19 protein-coding genes are annotated in these 16,151 nt (G+C 64.6%); 14 read left to right on the forward strand and 5 right to left on the reverse strand.

Going from position 1 to position 16,151, the window contains the following annotated elements:
- Positions 1-162: 162 nt before the first annotated feature.
- The gene (locus tag ACLD02_RS06670) at positions 163-729 is read right to left on the reverse strand and encodes an NUDIX hydrolase (RefSeq protein WP_194298354.1); all 567 of its coding nucleotides are present in this window, start codon (positions 727-729) and stop codon (positions 163-165) included.
- A gap of 196 nt (positions 730-925) precedes the next feature.
- Here ACLD02_RS06670 and ACLD02_RS06675 point away from each other — a divergent pair, with 196 nt between their 5' ends.
- The 4 genes from ACLD02_RS06675 to rssA are packed head-to-tail and all read left to right on the forward strand — an operon-like array spanning position 926 to position 3,213.
- Positions 926-1,507, forward strand: coding sequence for a CoA pyrophosphatase (locus ACLD02_RS06675; RefSeq protein WP_203104796.1), 582 nt, complete (start codon positions 926-928; stop codon positions 1,505-1,507).
- Complete coding sequence (locus ACLD02_RS06680) at positions 1,504-2,040, forward strand: gamma carbonic anhydrase family protein (RefSeq protein WP_203104795.1); 537 nt, start codon at positions 1,504-1,506, stop codon at positions 2,038-2,040. Before ACLD02_RS06675 ends, ACLD02_RS06680 begins: the two co-directional genes overlap by 4 nt.
- Positions 2,021-2,242, forward strand: coding sequence for a DUF1289 domain-containing protein (locus tag ACLD02_RS06685; protein ID WP_203104794.1), 222 nt, complete (start codon positions 2,021-2,023; stop codon positions 2,240-2,242). The genes ACLD02_RS06680 and ACLD02_RS06685 overlap by 20 nt, the downstream gene beginning before the upstream one ends.
- Entirely contained in the window at positions 2,239-3,213 is a 975-nt protein-coding gene (rssA, locus tag ACLD02_RS06690) for a patatin-like phospholipase RssA (RefSeq protein ID WP_203104793.1), read from the forward strand. The genes ACLD02_RS06685 and rssA overlap by 4 nt, the downstream gene beginning before the upstream one ends.
- A 45-nt stretch (positions 3,214-3,258) precedes the next feature.
- Here the strand turns inward: rssA and ACLD02_RS06695 are convergent, their stop codons facing one another.
- The 3 genes from ACLD02_RS06695 to ACLD02_RS06705 all read right to left on the reverse strand — a co-directional run bounded on the left by ACLD02_RS06695 (position 3,259) and on the right by ACLD02_RS06705 (position 6,193).
- A complete protein-coding gene (locus ACLD02_RS06695; RefSeq protein ID WP_203104792.1) occupies positions 3,259-4,539 on the reverse strand; it encodes an HlyC/CorC family transporter in 1,281 nt (426 codons plus the stop codon).
- Between the two features lie 74 nt (positions 4,540-4,613).
- Positions 4,614-5,393, reverse strand: coding sequence for a helix-turn-helix transcriptional regulator (locus tag ACLD02_RS06700; RefSeq protein ID WP_410298261.1), 780 nt, complete (start codon positions 5,391-5,393; stop codon positions 4,614-4,616).
- Positions 5,390-6,193, reverse strand: a complete 804-nt coding sequence (locus tag ACLD02_RS06705) for an inner membrane protein YpjD (RefSeq protein ID WP_410298262.1) — start codon at positions 6,191-6,193, stop codon at positions 5,390-5,392. Before ACLD02_RS06705 ends, ACLD02_RS06700 begins: the two co-directional genes overlap by 4 nt.
- Positions 6,194-6,357: 164 nt before the next feature.
- Between ACLD02_RS06705 and ffh the strand changes: the two genes are divergently transcribed.
- The 5 genes from ffh to rplS all read left to right on the forward strand — a co-directional run bounded on the left by ffh (position 6,358) and on the right by rplS (position 9,906).
- Positions 6,358-7,806 (forward strand): signal recognition particle protein, encoded by a 1,449-nt coding sequence (ffh, locus tag ACLD02_RS06710; protein ID WP_203104789.1) that lies wholly within the window; start codon positions 6,358-6,360, stop codon positions 7,804-7,806.
- A gap of 150 nt (positions 7,807-7,956) precedes the next feature.
- Complete coding sequence (gene rpsP / locus ACLD02_RS06715; RefSeq protein WP_203104788.1) at positions 7,957-8,217, forward strand: 30S ribosomal protein S16; 261 nt, start codon at positions 7,957-7,959, stop codon at positions 8,215-8,217.
- 2 nt (positions 8,218-8,219) lie between these two features.
- Complete coding sequence (gene rimM / locus ACLD02_RS06720; protein WP_203104787.1) at positions 8,220-8,750, forward strand: ribosome maturation factor RimM; 531 nt, start codon at positions 8,220-8,222, stop codon at positions 8,748-8,750.
- Positions 8,750-9,535 (forward strand): tRNA (guanosine(37)-N1)-methyltransferase TrmD, encoded by a 786-nt coding sequence (gene trmD / locus ACLD02_RS06725; RefSeq protein ID WP_203104786.1) that lies wholly within the window; start codon positions 8,750-8,752, stop codon positions 9,533-9,535. Before rimM ends, trmD begins: the two co-directional genes overlap by 1 nt.
- Before the next feature lie 14 nt (positions 9,536-9,549).
- Positions 9,550-9,906 carry a 50S ribosomal protein L19 gene (gene rplS / locus ACLD02_RS06730; protein ID WP_203104785.1) on the forward strand — a complete coding sequence of 119 codons (357 nt, stop codon included), beginning with the start codon at positions 9,550-9,552 and terminating at the stop codon, positions 9,904-9,906.
- A 168-nt stretch (positions 9,907-10,074) separates the two neighbouring features.
- Here rplS and ACLD02_RS06735 read toward each other — a convergent pair whose 3' ends face one another.
- Entirely contained in the window at positions 10,075-10,326 is a 252-nt protein-coding gene (locus ACLD02_RS06735) for a GlsB/YeaQ/YmgE family stress response membrane protein (protein ID WP_203104784.1), read from the reverse strand.
- Between the two features lie 162 nt (positions 10,327-10,488).
- On the opposite strand from ACLD02_RS06735, the gene xerD reads away from it, so the two are divergent.
- The 5 genes from xerD to thrC all read left to right on the forward strand — a co-directional run bounded on the left by xerD (position 10,489) and on the right by thrC (position 15,943).
- Positions 10,489-11,382: a site-specific tyrosine recombinase XerD gene (gene xerD, locus ACLD02_RS06740; protein WP_410298634.1), complete on the forward strand. Its 894-nt coding sequence runs from the start codon at positions 10,489-10,491 to the stop codon at positions 11,380-11,382.
- Between the two features lie 70 nt (positions 11,383-11,452).
- A complete protein-coding gene (locus tag ACLD02_RS06745) occupies positions 11,453-12,190 on the forward strand; it encodes a DsbC family protein (RefSeq protein WP_203104782.1) in 738 nt (245 codons plus the stop codon).
- Between the two features lie 129 nt (positions 12,191-12,319).
- Positions 12,320-13,510 carry an alanine transaminase gene (alaC, locus tag ACLD02_RS06750; protein ID WP_203104781.1) on the forward strand — a complete coding sequence of 397 codons (1,191 nt, stop codon included), beginning with the start codon at positions 12,320-12,322 and terminating at the stop codon, positions 13,508-13,510.
- A gap of 15 nt (positions 13,511-13,525) precedes the next feature.
- Positions 13,526-14,827, forward strand: coding sequence for a homoserine dehydrogenase (locus ACLD02_RS06755; protein WP_203104780.1), 1,302 nt, complete (start codon positions 13,526-13,528; stop codon positions 14,825-14,827).
- Between the two features lie 21 nt (positions 14,828-14,848).
- Positions 14,849-15,943: a threonine synthase gene (gene thrC, locus ACLD02_RS06760; RefSeq protein WP_203104779.1), complete on the forward strand. Its 1,095-nt coding sequence runs from the start codon at positions 14,849-14,851 to the stop codon at positions 15,941-15,943.
- The last annotated feature ends 208 nt before the right edge of the window (positions 15,944-16,151 follow it).

Below are 16,151 nucleotides of genomic sequence, written 5' to 3' on the forward strand. Positions count from 1 at the left end.
GGTGGCGTTTACACGCCGGTAACTATGGACGAGGGCGCCAGCCGCCCTGACAGTCCGATTTATGTCGTTATCGACTTATGAAGGGGCACTTTAACCTGATTTTGTGACGGAGTGTATACCGGTTGTATGAATTGCGTATTGGACGCGCTCTTTGGGGTGTTGCTAAAGAGCGTCGTCGAGGGACGGTTTGCGCTTCAGCGGCTGGATGTCCTGGGTGCGGATCGGGTAGTCGTTGCCGTTGGCGCGGTCCTGGATGTAGTACTTCAGGGTGCGCCCGATGGTGGGGAAGGCCAGTTGGTCCCAGGGGATCTCGTCCTCGCTGAACAGGCCGGCGTCGGCGCTCTCGTCGCCCACCCCATAGTCGCCGTTGACCATCTCGCCCAGGAAGAACATGTACACCTGGTTGATGTGCGGCAGGTTGAACACCGTGTACAGGTCGCCGATGGCCACGGTGGCGCAGGCTTCCTCCCAGGTTTCCCGGGCGGCGCCCTCCTGCAGGGTCTCGCCGTTTTCCATGTAGCCGGCGGGCAGGGTCCAGTAGCCGATGCGCGGTTCGATGGCCCGTTTGCAGAGCAGAAAGCGGCCTTCCCAGACCGGCACCGCACCAACCACGATTTTCGGGTTCTGGTAGTGGATCACGCCGCAATGGTTGCACCAGTAGCGCGGACGGTTGTCGCCGTCGGGAACGGAGAACAGGACTTCGTTGCCGCAATGGCTGCAGTACTTCATAGGGGCTCTCGACAGGGGCTCTCGGCGGTTCAGGGGCCCGCCCGGTGGTGTGGCCCGGGCGGGGAAGGGCCAGACTACTGGCTCCGTGGGCCGGCGGCAATCTCGTGCGGGTGCCGATCGTGGCGGCCGAGGTTCGGCTTGCCCGCCGGGCGGCCTCTGGTCAAACTGTTGTTTGAAGTTACCTCGGGAGCAGTCAGTGTTGGATCAATTACGGCAGCGAATGGCGGCCTACCCCTACAACGATTTGCCGGTGAAATTGCCGGAAGCCGCCGTTCTCATGCCGTTCGTGGATCAGCCGGAGCCGGAGCTGATCCTCACGGTGCGGGCCCAGGGCCTGTCCACCCACGCTGGTCAGGTGGCCTTCCCCGGTGGCAAGCGGGACCCGGGGGACCGGGATCTCAAGGCCACCGCTCTGCGCGAGAGCCAGGAGGAGGTGGGGCTGCCCCACGATCAGGTGGAGGTGGTGGGACAGTTGTCGCCGGTACCCTCCCGGTTTGGCATCAAGGTGACCCCGTTCGTGGGGTTGGTGCGGCCGGGCGTGTCGCTGGTGGCCGAGCCGGGGGAAATAGACACCATTTTCCACGTGCCGCTTCACTTCTTCCTGGATCAGCCTCCGAGACTATCGGCGCCGGTGGAGTTCTACGGTCGCCGGCTGCGCATGCCGAGCTATCAGTTCGAGGGCAAGCGTATCTGGGGGCTGACCGCCTTCATGATTCTGGATCTGCTTAACCATGTGTACGACGCCAATGTGCGTTTCGACCTGACAGGTGAAGAATGATTTATAAATTGGGTGATCGCCGCGTGGAGCTGCGCGGCGGGGGTCAGTGGATCGCTCCCAATGCCACCGTGATTGGCTCGGTGGTGCTGGGGGAGAACGTCAGCGTCTGGTTCGGCGCGGTGATACGCGGCGACAACGACCTGATCGAGATCGGTGACAATTCCAATGTTCAGGAAAATTCCGTGCTGCACGTGGACCCGGGCGTGCCGATGAAGATCGGCAACGGCGTCACCATTGGCCACAAGGTCATGCTGCACGGCTGCACCATCGGTGATAACAGTCTGATCGGCATTAACGCGGTGGTGCTCAACAAGGCCAGAATCGGCAATAACTGCATCATTGGCGCTCACGCGCTGGTGCCCGAGGGCATGGAAATTCCCGACAATTCCCTGGTGATGGGCGCGCCGGCCAAGGTGGTCAAGGAAATCTCCGATGGTCACAAGGCCATGCTGACCCTGAGCAGCCAGCACTATGCCGCCCATGCCCGTCATTTCGAGGAGCATCTGGAGATCGATGAGCGCTTCCAGGACTGAGCCGGTGGTGGTGTCGCCCTGCGTGTCGATCTGCGCCCTGGATGGCGACGACATCTGCGTGGGGTGCTTTCGCACTGGCCGTGAAATCAGCTACTGGGGCCGGCTGACACCGGCCTGGCAAAGGGAGGTGCTGGCTCGCTGCCAGCGCCGCATGGACGGCGATCCGGCCCCCTGCGCGGTGGCCGTGGCGGAGTTGACATGAACCTGCCGGGGCTTAAGAGTGACAAGAAGCCTGTCACCGAGGAGGCCGGCGACAAGCCGGAGGCTCCGGCGCCGCGTCGCCCTCGGGTGGGGCTGGCACTGGGCAGTGGCTCGGCGCGGGGCTGGGCGCACATCGGCATTATCCAGGCCCTCGAGGAGATGGGCGTGGAGATCGACGTGGTGGCCGGTACCTCGATCGGCGCTCTGGTGGGGGGTGCCTACGTTAGCGGCTCCCTGGCGGAATTCGGTGACTGGGTGAAGACCCTGACCACTCGGGACGTGTTCAGCCTCATGGATTTCACCTTCTCCGGGGGCGTGGTCAAGGGCGAGAAGTTGTTCGGTTTCTTCCAGGAGATGCACAGCAACCCCAACATCGAGGAGCTGGAGCAGCGCTTCGTGACCGTGGCCACGGACATGAAGAGCGGTCGGGAAGTGTGGATCAGCAAGGGGCCGGTGCTGGATGCGGCGCGGGCTTCCTGCGCGTTGCCCGGGTTGTTCTCGCCGTTTCAGCACCAGCAGCGCTGGATGCTGGATGGTGGCCTGGTGAATCCGGTGCCGGTGTCCGCGGCCCGCGCCTTCGGCGCCGATGTGGTGATCGCCGTGAATCTCAATGCCCAGCTGGTGGGCGCGCACCTCAACCGGCAGAGGCCGCCGGATACCGGCGATGGCCATGGCGAGGAGGATCGCAGCCTATGGCAGAAGATGATGGGTTACTTCGCCGCCGGAGATGGCGAGGACCCCGGTTTCTTCGACGTTGTGGCCTCCAGCGTCAACATCATGCAGGACCGCATCACCCGCTCGCGCATGGCCGGCGACCCGCCGGAGGTGACGCTGATTCCGCTGCTCGAGGATTTCGCGCTGATGGATTTCCACCGCGCCAGCGAGGCCATCGACGAGGGCCGTCGCCTGGTGGACCGCCACGAGGGTGACATTCGCGCCTGGGTGGGGTCTCCCCACGCCGATCGGGTCTAGGAATCGCGGCTGAAGCCGCTCCTACGAGAATCCAGGGGCTAGGGTCTAGGGGCTGTCGGCTTCGGCCTGCTCGGAGGCGCGGCGCATGCGCGCCGCTTTCACCATATTGTCCTTCACCTGCAGGATCTCGATCAGATAGTCGTCCACGCGGATCGAGGTGTTGGCGTCCGGAATGTCCTGCAGGTGCTCCAGGATCAGGCCGTTCAGGGTGCGGGGACCGCCGGTGGGCAGGTCCCAGTCCAGGGAGCGGTTGATCTCGCGCAGGTGGGTGGCGCCGTCGATCACGTAGCTGCCGTCCTCCTGGGGGTGAATGTCCTGGCTGGTGGCCGCCAGGTCGGTGGTGAATTCGCCGACGATCTCCTCGAGGATGTCCTCCAGGGTCACCAGGCCGAGCACGTCACCATACTCATCGACGACGATGCCGATGCGTCGCTTGGCGTTCTGGAAGTTGATCAGCTGCCGGTTCAGGGAGGTGCCCTCGGGCACGAAGTAGGGCTCCACGGTGTACTGCATCAACTCCGCCTTGTTGATGTCCTCCTTGAGCAGCAGGCGGCTGAGCTTGCGCAGGTGCAGGGTGCCGAGCATGTTGTTCGGGTCGCCCCGGTACACCGGCAGGCGGGTGTGCTGGCTGGCGCGCAGGGTATTGAGGATTTCGTCCATGTCATCCTCCAGGTCCACGCCCACCATTTCGTTACGCGGAATCATGATGTCCTCGACGGTGACGCTCTCCAGGTCGAGGATGTTGAGCAGCATCTTCTGGTGTTTTTCCGGGATCAGGCCGCCGGCCTCGTTGACCACGGTGCGCAGTTCCTCCGGGCTCAGGTGATCCTCGTCATTCTGGCCCAGCGGCGAGCCCGCCAGGCGCAGGAACACCATGCTCACGCCATTGACCAGCCACACCAGCGGCGACAGCAGCAGTTGCAGGGGCTTGAGCACCACGCTGGCCGGGAAGGCGATGCGCTCCGGCTTGATCGCGGCGTAGGTTTTGGGCGTGATCTCGGCGAACACCAGCATCACCAGGGTGATCACCACCGGCGCCACCGCCGCGCCGGAATCCCCCAGCCAGCGGATCGCCAGAATGGTGGCCACGGTGGCGGCGAAGTTATTGACGAAGTTGTTGCCGATCAGGATCACCGACAACAGCCGGTCCGTGCGGCGCAGCAGCTCCTCCACCCGGGTGGCGGCCCGGTGGCCCTGGCGGGCCAGGTGACGCAGCCGGTAGCGGTTGATCGCCACCATGCCGGTCTCACTGCTGGAAAAGAAGGCGGAGCCGAAAATCAGGATGATCAGGGCGGTAAGCAGCCACCCGTCGGAAAAACTGTCCAAGAGGAAGTCGTTCTGTTGCTTATTGGCAGGCCATTGTTTGGGGGTGGCCGGGGGCTGTCAAGCGAAAGGCGGGGTCAGTCGTGGCCCAGCCAGAGGGCGGTGAGCTGGGCGCGGCTGCGCGCGTTGAACTTGCGAAACAGGGTTTTGACGTACTCGTGGGTGGTGTGGGGGCTCTGGCCCAGGGTATCGGCGATGGCTTTCTCGGCATGGCCGGCGAGCAAGTGCTTGAGCACCAGGCGTTCGGTGGGGGTGAGCGGCGCCTCGGCCATGAACTGGCCATGGCTGAGGTGAATCTGGCGATTCAGCCAGCTCAGGCTACGCAGGGCATAGCGGGCCACCTCCATATCCCGGGAGGTGAAATCCGCCTGGTCGCGCAGGCGGTCGAACACGAAAAAGCTCTCCAGATCCTGGTTCACCGGCATCACCACGAACAGGCGGTCGGTGATGCCCCGACCAAGATAATGGTGAATGTAATGATCGCCGCGATAAAACGCCGCTGAGACATGGCCGCGCAGCAGGGTGGCGCGGAAGCGTCCGGCCTGATGCACGTGGTTGCGGGTGGATTCGTCCGGGATGCCCTTGTCCAGACGCTTCACGGTGGCCACGTAGACTTCCTGGTCCGCCGGCAGCTCACCGAAGAACCGGATCGAGCGGGCGCGCCAGCCGAGCAGGGCGTCGCCGTCGTCATCGACGAGCCGGATCGAGCACAGCCAGTAACCGTGGTGGGAGTCGATCAGCCCGGCGATCCGGTTAAGCAGGAGGTCCAGGGCGGTATCCGGTTGCGAGGCGGGGAGTTCCGCCAGCTCATCCCAGAGAGCGTGGATGGCTGCTTGATCCGCCTCGCTGATATTCATCGGCGGCCAAGAACCACTTCCAGCACCAGTTGCGAGCCGAAAAACGCCACCAGCAGCACGGCGAAGCCGGCCAGGGTGAAGCGGATCGCGGTCAGGCCGCGCCAGCCGCGCAGGTGGCGGCCGGCCAGCAGCACCGCGAAGATCACCCAGGACGCCAGGGTCAACACGGTCTTGTGCACCAGGTGCTGGGCGAACAGGTCGTCCACGTACAGGAAGCCGAACAGGATCGCCACGGTGAGCAGTGCCTCGCCCAGCCAGATGGTGTCGAACAGCATCGACTCCATCACCTGGATCGGAGGGAACACCCGCATCACGCCGCGGATATGGCCATCCTTGAGCTGGCGATGCTGTATCAGCAGCAGGATCGCCTGGCAGGCGGAGATCACCAGCACCGAATAGGCCAGGATCGACAGCAGTACGTGCAGGCCGATGCCGTGCTCCAGGGGGTGCACCCGGTAGCCGGTGTTGATCCACAGGCTGGCGGGGATGATCAGCGCCGCGAACGGGAACACCAGGGCGCCGATCCACTGAAAGGGCCGGTACAGGCTGGAAACGCTGACCAGGCCGGCGCCCACCGCCGACATGCACGAGGCCACCGGCAGCACGCCCAGCAGCAGCCCCTGGTCGGTGACCATGAGGAAATACAGCGATACCGCGTGCACCGCCGTCGCCACCGCGGCGGGGGCCAGCAACAGGGCGGTGGACGGCGCGCTCTGGGAGCGGAACTGCCGGAATACCAGCAGTGACGCCAGGGCGTAAAAGAAAGTGGCGGTCAGGCCAAGGGCCTCGGCAGGGCTCATAAGTCGAGATTTCTCCGGAAAAGCCGCCGAAGTCTGGCATAGGTGGGGGTGCTTTTGAAGCGTCCCGCCATGACGGATCGGGCCTTGGTGCCCTATAATCGGCCCCCTGTCGCTCAGGCCCCGGATTCCGGGCCGGGCGCCCGCAATTCTGGAGGTTGATGATCATGTTCGAGAATCTCACGGACCGTCTGGGTCAGTCGCTCAAGAGCCTGGCCGGTCAGGGGCAGCTCACCGAGGACAATATCCGCGACACCCTGCGCGAGGTGCGCAAGGCGCTGCTGGAGGCCGACGTGGCCCTGCCGGTGGTCAAGGAGTTCGTCGAGCAGGTGAAGGAAAAGGCGCTCGGGCAGGAAGTGCTCAAGAGCCTCAATCCGGGCCAGGCGTTCGTCAAGATCGTCAACGACGAGCTGGTGCACACCATGGGCGACGCCAACGACGCCCTGGATCTGTCGGTCAAGCCGCCGGCCATCATCCTGATGGCGGGTCTGCAGGGCGCCGGCAAGACCACCTCCGTGGCCAAGCTCGCCCGCTATCTGCAGGAACGCGAGAAGAAGAAGGTCATGGTGGTGTCCGCGGACGTGTACCGCCCGGCGGCCATCGACCAGCTCGAGACCCTGGCCGGCGAGGTGAAGGCGGAGTTCTTCCCCTCCAGCGGCGATCAGGACCCGGTGGACATCGCCAACGGCGCTCTGCAGGCGGCTCGCAACAAGTACATGGACGTGCTGATCGTGGACACCGCCGGTCGTCTCCACGTGGACGAGGACATGATGGCCGAGATCAAGCGCCTCAACAGCGCCATCTCGCCCACCGAGACCCTGTTCGTGGTGGACGCCATGACCGGCCAGGACGCCGCCAACACGGCGCGCGCCTTCAATGACGCCCTGCCGCTCACCGGCGTGATTCTCACCAAGGCGGACGGCGACTCCCGGGGCGGCGCGGCGCTGTCGGTGCGCCACCTCACCGGCAAGCCGATCAAGTTCATCGGCATGGGCGAGAAGACCGACGCCCTGGAACCGTTCCACCCGGACCGGATCGCCAGCCGCATCCTTGGCATGGGCGACGTGTTGTCCCTGGTGGAGCAGGCCGAGCGCACCCTGGACAAGAAGAAAGCCGACAAAATCGCCAAGAAGTTCAAGAAAGGCAAGGCGATGGACTTCGAGGATCTGAAGGATCAGTTCCAGCAGATGCGCAACATGGGCGGGCTGGGCAGCCTGCTCGACAAGCTGCCCGGCATGGGTTCCATGATGCAGGCCGCCCAGGACCCGGCGGCGCTGAAACAGATGAAACACATGGAAGCGCTGATCGACTCCATGACTCCCAAGGAGCGCCGTAATCCGGACGTCATCAAGGGCTCGCGCAAGAAGCGCATCGCCGCCGGGGCCGGCCTGGAGATCCAGGATCTCAACCGGCTCATGAAGCAGCAGAAAATGATGTCCAAGATGATGAAGAAGATGCGCACCAAGGGCGGCATGAAGAACATGATGCGCGGCATGGAAGGCATGATGGGCGGCGGCTCCGGCGGTGGCATGGGGGGCGGTGGCATGCCCCCGGGTGGCGGTATGCCGCCGATGGGCGGCGGCGGCGGTCTGCCCCCCATGGGCGGAGGCCGCTAGCCGGGCTTTATCTCGCCGGCGGATGGCCGTATAATCCGCCCCCTTCGCGACCCGTCCGGCCCTGGCGCCGGCGGGGTTTCAAGCGGATACGATGGCCCGGGGCGAAGCCCGCGGGCCGGGAAACCGGATTGAAAACAAGGTATTGCAACTATGGTAGTTATTCGTCTCGCCCGTGGTGGCTCCAAAAAACGCCCCTTCTACCGCATCGTGGCCGCCAACAGCCGCGACGCCCGTGATGGCCGTTTCATCGATAACCTGGGTTTCTTCAACCCCATCGCCCGTGGCGGTGAAGTGCGTCTGAAGCTGGACGTGGAAGCGGTTGAAGCCTGGATGGCCAAGGGTGCCCAGCCTTCCGAGCGCGTCAAGGCGCTGGTCAAGGAAGCTCGCCGGGAAGCCCAGCAGAGCGCCTGATCATGCTGACACCCGATGAGGTGTTGGTGGTGGGCCGCATTGTCTCGGTCCACGGCGTCAAAGGGTGGGTGAAGGTGTATTCCTTCACCGACCCGATGGAAAACATCTTCGATTACCAGCCCTGGCATTTGTTCGAGGACGGCGCCTGGAAACCGGTGAAGATCGCCGGCAAGCGCCGTCAGGGCAAGGGGCTGGTGGCAGGCCTGGACGGTTACGACGACCGTGACCGGGCCGCCCGCGAACTGGTGGGCCGGGAAATCGCCGTGCCCCGCTCGCAACTGCCCGAGGCCGGCGACGGTGAGTATTACTGGCGGGACCTGATCGGCCTGCGGGTAAAACTCGAGGACGGTCGCGACCTGGGCCGGGTGCACGAGCTGCTGGAAACCGGCGCCAATGACGTCCTGGTGGTGCGCGGCGACGCCGACAGCCTGGACCGCCAGGAGCGCCTGTTGCCCTGGACCCCCGATGAGGTGGTCCGCGCGGTGGACCTGGACGCCGGCGAGTTGCGGGTGGACTGGGACCCGGAGTTTTAGTGCGTATCACGCTGGTCAGCCTGTTCCCGGAGATGGCCCGCGCGGTCACCGACTTCGGTGTCACCCGGCGGGCGGTGGAAAACGGCCTGCTGACGCTGGACACGGTGAACCCCAGGGATTTCACCGAGGACCGGCACCGCACCGTGGACGACCGGCCCTTCGGCGGCGGCCCCGGCATGGTGATGAAGGTGGCGCCGCTGGAAAAGGCCCTGGCCGAGGCCCGGCGCCGTGCCGGGCCGGCGAAAACGATTTATCTGTCCCCCCAGGGACGGCCGCTGACCCAGGCGAAGGCGGCGGAATTGGCCGCCGAGCCCGGGTTGATCCTGCTGGCCGGGCGCTATGAGGGGGTGGACGAAAGGCTGATCGAGACCGAAGTGGATGAACAGGTGTCGATCGGTGATTACGTGCTCAGCGGCGGTGAGTTGCCGGCGCTGGTGCTGATCGACGCGGTCACGCGTTTGTTGCCCGGGGTGCTCGGGCATCAGGACTCGGCGGCCCAGGACTCGTTCTCCGGCGACATGGAGAACCTTCTGGACTGCCCGCACTACACGCGGCCCGAGATGTACCGGGATCGCGCCGTGCCTGAGGTGCTGCTCAGCGGGGATCACGAACGGATCCGTCGCTGGCGGCTCAAGCAGGCACTGGGACGCACCTGGCGGTGGCGTCCCGACTTGCTCGAGGCGCGCCGCGCGCGGGGCTTGAGCAAGGAAGAGAGCGAGTTGCTCGACGATTACATCCGCGAATACCAGGCGGATGACGACGGGCGGCGATACAGCGACCAATAACCGAGGAGCGCGCCATGAGCGGCAAGAAACCCCTGATTCAGGAAATCGAACAGGCACAGTTGAAGACCGACGTGCCCGAGTTCGGCGCCGGTGACACCGTCACCGTGCAAGTGAAAGTAAAGGAAGGCAACCGGGAGCGTCTGCAGGCGTTCCAGGGCGTGGTCATCGCCCGTCGCAACCGCGGCCTGAACTCCGCCTTCACCGTGCGTAAGGTCTCCCACGGCGTGGGCGTTGAGCGGGTGTTCCAGCTGCACAGCCCGATCATCGATTCCATCGAAGTGAATCGTCGCGGTGACGTGCGTCGCGCCAAGCTGTACTTCCTGCGCGAGCGCTCCGGCAAGTCCGCGCGCATCAAGGAAAAAATCCGCTAAAACGGCGCGCGCCGCCAGGCCGGCCCGCGAGCCACGTCGCTTCAGCCTTTGCTGTAGGGCAATCGGAAGCGACCTCTGGACCGGGCCGGCTGGATTTCCGGATAAAAGAAGGGCCGCCCCTCGGGGCGGCCCTTCTTTTTGTCGGTGGTTCTGGCCGGGATCGTGCCGTTAACGGGCCACCGCCCGGAACACCACCAGCACCACCAGCGCGCCGATCACGGCGGTGACCAGGCCGCCCAGGCTGAAGGAACTCACCGGGCCGCCAACTCCGGCCATGGAACCCAGCCAGCCGCCGACGATGGCGCCGATAATCCCCAGAATGGTGGTGATGATGAAGCCCCCGCCATCGCGGCCGGGCATGATCCACTTGGCGATGATCCCCGCCAGCAGACCCAGGACAATCCACGATAAAATACCCATAAGGTCCTCTCCTGCGCCGGTACATTATTCGCCTCCCCAGTATGCCAAGGGCATGCCGGCGTGCCGGGTAATAAAAGGTAAAACCGGGAACGTTTGAGTTTTATCCGGCCTTCGCCAATACTCCCGGCCATGAACGCCTCGCCCCCTTCCTCGCCGCCACCGCTGCCGGATGCCGATCAGGCCCTGATCGATGCCTGGCTGGATGCGCAATGGCTGGAACGCGGGCTGAGCCGTCACACCCTGGAAAGCTATGGTCGTGACCTACGTCAGCTCGGCCAGTGGCTGGCGGCCCGGGGTGGCGGGCTGGCCCGCTGCCAGCGACTGGACATACTCGAGTATCTGGCCGACCGGGTGGGGGTGAGCGCCCGCTCCGTGGCCCGTCAGCTGTCCGCCATGAAAAGCTTTTTCCGCTGGATGAAGCGGGAAGGGCGTTTACGGGACGATCCCACGCTCAATGTGGACCGGCCGCGCACCGGTCGGCCCCTGCCCAAGACTCTCTCCGAGGCGGACGTGGAATCGCTGCTGGCGGCGCCGGATCTCGATGATGCCCTGGGCCTGCGCGACCGGGCCATGCTGGAAGTGCTCTACGCGTCCGGGTTGCGGGTGTCGGAACTGGTCGGGTTGACCCTGAGCCAGGTGAACCCGCGCCAGGGGCTGGTGCGGGTGGTGGGCAAGGGTGACAAGGAGCGGCTGGTCCCGCTGGGCGAGGAGGCGCTGCATTGGCTGGAGCGTTACCTGCGCGACGGCCGCCCGGCGCTGCTCGGCGAGGATAGGGAGGTGCTGTTCCCGAGCCGTCGTGGCACCCGCATGACACGCCAGACTTTCTGGCATCGCGTCAAGCAGCTCGCCGCCCGCGCCGGCGTGCAAAAGTCCCTGTCGCCTCATACACTGAGGCATGCCTTCGCCACGCATCTGCTCAATCACGGCGCCGACCTGCGCGTGGTGCAGATGCTGCTTGGCCACAGTGATCTGTCCACCACCCAGATCTACACCCACGTGGCCCAGCACCGGCTGCGTGAAGTCTACGAGCGCCACCACCCGCGCTCGGGAACCTGAGTCTCGATCAAACGGTCGTATTGCATTCGCAGCCCCCGGGGGGGGCGGACCACACGGACGGAGAACAACGATGAAAGCACTGACAGCCACCGCACTGGGCCTGCTGATGGCCGCCGCGGCCACCGTTCACGCCGACGGGGGAATGGATGAGAAGGCATTCCGCGCCGAATTCCAGGAGGCCTTTCCCCGCGCCCGCATCACCGCCATCAATCCGTCCCCGGCGGAAGGGCTGGTGGAAGTGGAACTGAATGGCCAGGAAATCGTGTACGCCTCCAAGAACGGCGAGTTGATCTTCACCGGCGATGTCATTCAGATGCGCGACGGCGAGGTGGTCAACCTGAAGGAGGAGCGCTATCGGAAGGTGCGCCGCGACGGGCTGGCCGCCGTCGACAAGGCCTCCATGATCACCTACCCGGCCGAGGGCGAGGAAAAGGCGGAGATTTACGCCTTCACCGACATCACCTGCGGCTACTGCCGCAAGCTGCATCGGCACATCGAGGAATACACCGGCGAAGGCATTACCGTGCATTACCTGGCCTTCCCGCGCGGCGGCCCCGATTCCCAGGCGGCCGAGGACATGCGACACATCTGGTGTGACGCCGACCCCCGCCAGGCGCTCACCGCCGCCAAGCTCAACGACAAGGTGTCCGACGCGAAGCTGGCCGACTGCGCCGACGCGGTCGATCGAGACTACCAGATGGGGCTCGACTTCGGCGTGCGTGGCACACCGGCCATCTACACCGCCGAGGGCGCTCAACTGGGCGGTTACGTGACCCCCGAACAGCTCAATCAGCGCCTCGGCCTGTAATCGCCCGGTGCCCTTCAAGGCCCCGTCTGGCGGCGGTTTGCGCCGCTCCGGCGGGGCCTTTTACATTGACGGAACCGGGCTGCGCCGTTAATGTGTCCGGCTTCCCAGTGACCCACCCAAGGTGATGCCGTGGACGCCGATTTTCAGCGCATCAAGCGCCTGCCCCCCTATGTCTTCAACATCGTCGGCGAGTTGAAGATGGCGGCGCGCGCGCGTGGCGAGGACATCATCGATTTCGGCATGGGCAACCCGGACCAGCCGACCCCCAAACACATCGTCGACAAGCTCACCGAAGCGGCCCAACGCGGCGATACCCACCGCTACTCCCAGTCGCGGGGCATTCCGCGCCTGCGCAAGGCGATCACCGACTGGTACCGGCGCCGCTATGAGGTGGAACTGGACCCGGCCTCCGAGGCCATCGTCACCATCGGCTCCAAGGAGGGGCTGGCGCACCTGGCCCTGGCCACCATGGGGCCCGGTGACACCGTGCTGGTGCCCAACCCCAGCTACCCGATCCACCCCTACGGGTTCGTGATCGCCAACGCCGACATCCGCCATGTGCCGCTGGTACCCGGCGTGGATTTCTTCGAGGAACTGGTGCGAGCCATCAAGGAAGCCTGGCCCAAGCCCAAGTTGCTGGTGTTGAATTTTCCCGGCAACCCCACCGCCCAGTGCGTGGACCTGGCGTTTTTCGAGAAGGTGGTGGCCATCGCCCGGGAGCACGGCATCTGGGTGGTGCACGATATCGCCTACGCGGACATCGTGTTCGACGGCTACAAGGCGCCGTCGATCCTGCAAGTGGAAGGCGCCCGGGACGTGGCGGTGGAGTTCTTCTCCCTGTCCAAGAGCTACAACATGCCCGGCTGGCGGGTCGGCTTCTGCTGCGGCAACAAAGAGCTGATTCACGCCCTGGCGCGCATCAAGTCCTACCTGGACTATGGCACCTTCACGCCGATCCAGGTGGCCGCCATCGCCGCCCTGGAGGGCGACCAGAGCTGCGTGGAGGAAATCCGCGACCTGTACGAGCGGCGCCGGGACGTACTTTGCGACGGCCTCAACGACCTGGGGTGGACGGTGGAAAAACCCCGCGCCACCATGTTCGTCTGGGCACCGCTCCCGGAGCCCTATCGGGAAATGGGCTCCCTGGAGTTCTCCAAGAAACTGCTGCGCGAGGCGGGTGTGGCGGTATCGCCGGGCATCGGTTTCGGCGACTACGGCGACGACCATGTACGCTTCGCCCTGATTGAGAATGAACAACGCACCCGGCAGGCGCTGCGCGGCATCAAGAAGATGTTCCGCGCCGACGGCCTGCTGGACTGATCGAGAGGAAAGCACGTGAATCCGGTAAAGGTCGGCATCGCGGGTCTGGGCACGGTGGGCTCGGGCACGGTTAACGTTCTGCAACGCAATGCCAGGGAAATCGCGCGGCGGGTGGGGCGTCCCATTGAGATCGCCCACATCGGCGCGCGCCGTGATAATCCGGACTGCGACATCAGCGGCATCCGCGTGTCCCGGGATATTTTCGCCGTGGCCACGGACCCGGAAGTGGACATTCTGGTGGAGCTGATCGGCGGCATCGACACCGCCCGCGAGCTGGTGCTCACCGCCATCAAGAACGGCAAGCACATCGTCACCGCCAACAAGGCCCTGATCGCCGAGCACGGCAACGAGATCTTCCAGGCCGCCCACGATATTGGCGTGGACGTGGCGTTCGAGGCGGCGGTGGCCGGCGGCATTCCGATTCTCAAATCCCTGGGCGAGGGCCTCGCCGCCAACCACATCAACTGGGTGGCGGGCATCATCAACGGCACCGGCAACTACATCCTCACCGAGATGGAGCAGGGTGGCCGGCCGTTCGCCGAGGTGCTCAAGGAAGCCCAGGAGCTGGGCTACGCCGAGGCCGACCCCACCTTCGACGTGGAAGGCGTGGACGCGGCCCATAAGCTCACCATCATCGCCTCCATCGCGTTCGGTATTCCGCTGCAGTTCTCCAAGGTGTACATGGAGGGCATCGGTCGCATCACCATCGAGGACGTGAAGAGCGCCGCCCAGTTCGGCTACCGCATCAAGCATCTGGGCATCGCCAAGGACACCGGCAACGGCATCGAACTGCGCGTGCATCCGACCCTGATTCCCACCGAAACCATGCTGTCGGCGGTAAACGGCGTGATGAACGCGATCATGATCGACGGCGATGCCGTGGGCCCGACCATGTATTATGGCGCCGGCGCCGGCGCCGAGCCCACCGCCTCGGCGGTGGTGGCGGACATCATCGAGATGGGCCGCGCACTGACCGTGGACCACGAGGAGCGGGTGCCCTACCTGGGCTTCCACGCCGACCAGATGTCCGACGAGCCCATTCTCACCATCGATGACGTGTCGTGCAGCTTTTACCTGCGCCTGCACGTGCAGGACAAGCCCGGCGTGCTGGCGGACATCACCCGCATCCTCAGCGATAACCGGGTCAGCATCGAGGCCATGGTGCAGAAGGAAACCGAGGAGGGCCTGGTGCCCATCGTGATGATGACCCACCGGGTGCTGGAAGGGGACATGAACGCCGCCCTGGCCCGCATCGCCGCCCTGGACACCGTGGACAAGAACATCATGCGCATCCGCGTGGAAACGCTGGACGCCTGAGACGCACAGAGAGACGACGACATGCCATTCCGTGACCGCTACACCGGCCTGATCAACCGCTACCGGGATCACCTGCCGGTGAACGACGACACCCCGATCATCAGCCTGGGCGAGGGCAACACCCCGCTGATCCGGCTCAAGAACATTCCGCGCCTGCTCGGCAAGGACGTGGATATCTACGTCAAGTACGAAGGCCTCAACCCCACCGGTTCCTTCAAGGACCGTGGCATGACCATGGCCGTCACCAAGGCGGTGGAAGAGGGCAGCAACGCCATCATCTGCGCCTCCACCGGCAACACCTCGGCGGCGGCGGCGGCCTACGCGTCGCGGGCCGGCATCACCGCCTTCGTGATCATTCCGGAAGGCAAGATCGCCATGGGCAAGCTGGCCCAGGCAATGATGTACGGCGCCGTGATCATGCAGATCCGCGGTAACTTCGACCAGGGCATGCAGCTGGTCAAGGAAGTGGCGGAGAAAGCGCCGGTGACCGTGGTTAACTCGGTCAACCCCTACCGGCTGCAGGGCCAGAAGACCGCCGCCTTCGAGATCATCGAGGAACTGGGCCGGGCTCCGGATTACCACTGCCTGCCGGTGGGCAACGCGGGCAACATCAGCGCGCATTGGATGGGCTACAGCGAGTACCACAAGAGCGGCGTGGTCAACGCCGCCCCCGCCATGGTCGGCTACCAGGCCAATGGCGCCGCGCCGTTCCTGCGCGGCGCGCCGGTGGAAAATCCGGAAACCGTGGCCACCGCGATCCGTATCGGTAACCCGCAGTCCTGGGATAAGGCCTGGAACGTGCAGAAGGAATCCGGTGGCTGGTTCGATGAACTGGCCGACGAGGAAATCCTGGCGGCGCAGAAAATGCTGGCCGAGAAGGAAGGCGTGTTCTGTGAGCCGGCTTCCGCCGCTTCCATCGGCGGCGCCATGCGTGATATTCGCGCCGGCAAGATCGCCGAGGGCAGTACCGTGGTCTGCACCCTCACCGGCAACGGTCTCAAGGACCCGGACACCGCCATCGAGCAATGCCGTGAAGACCTGCAAAAAGGCTCACGCATGGTCACCATCGATGCCGACCTGGACGCCGTGCGCGACGCCATCGTCAATAATATGTGATGTCAAGTCAGTTTACGTGAAAATAAAAAACGCGGCTTTCGGGCCGCGTTTTTTATTTGTTTTATCACGACAAAATTCCTCTACAAGGCTCGGGTTCCCGGCATTTTGCAATTTTTTTCCATTGCCGGAATTCCCGGTTTTTACAGCGTTTCGCTGCGCAAAGTCTGATCAAAAAAATGTCCGTGATTTGACATCGGCACACTGATCT

The organism is Alloalcanivorax sp. C16-2 (assembly GCF_046507615.1).
Classification (GTDB): Bacteria; Pseudomonadota; Gammaproteobacteria; order Pseudomonadales; family Alcanivoracaceae; genus Alloalcanivorax; species Alloalcanivorax marinus_A.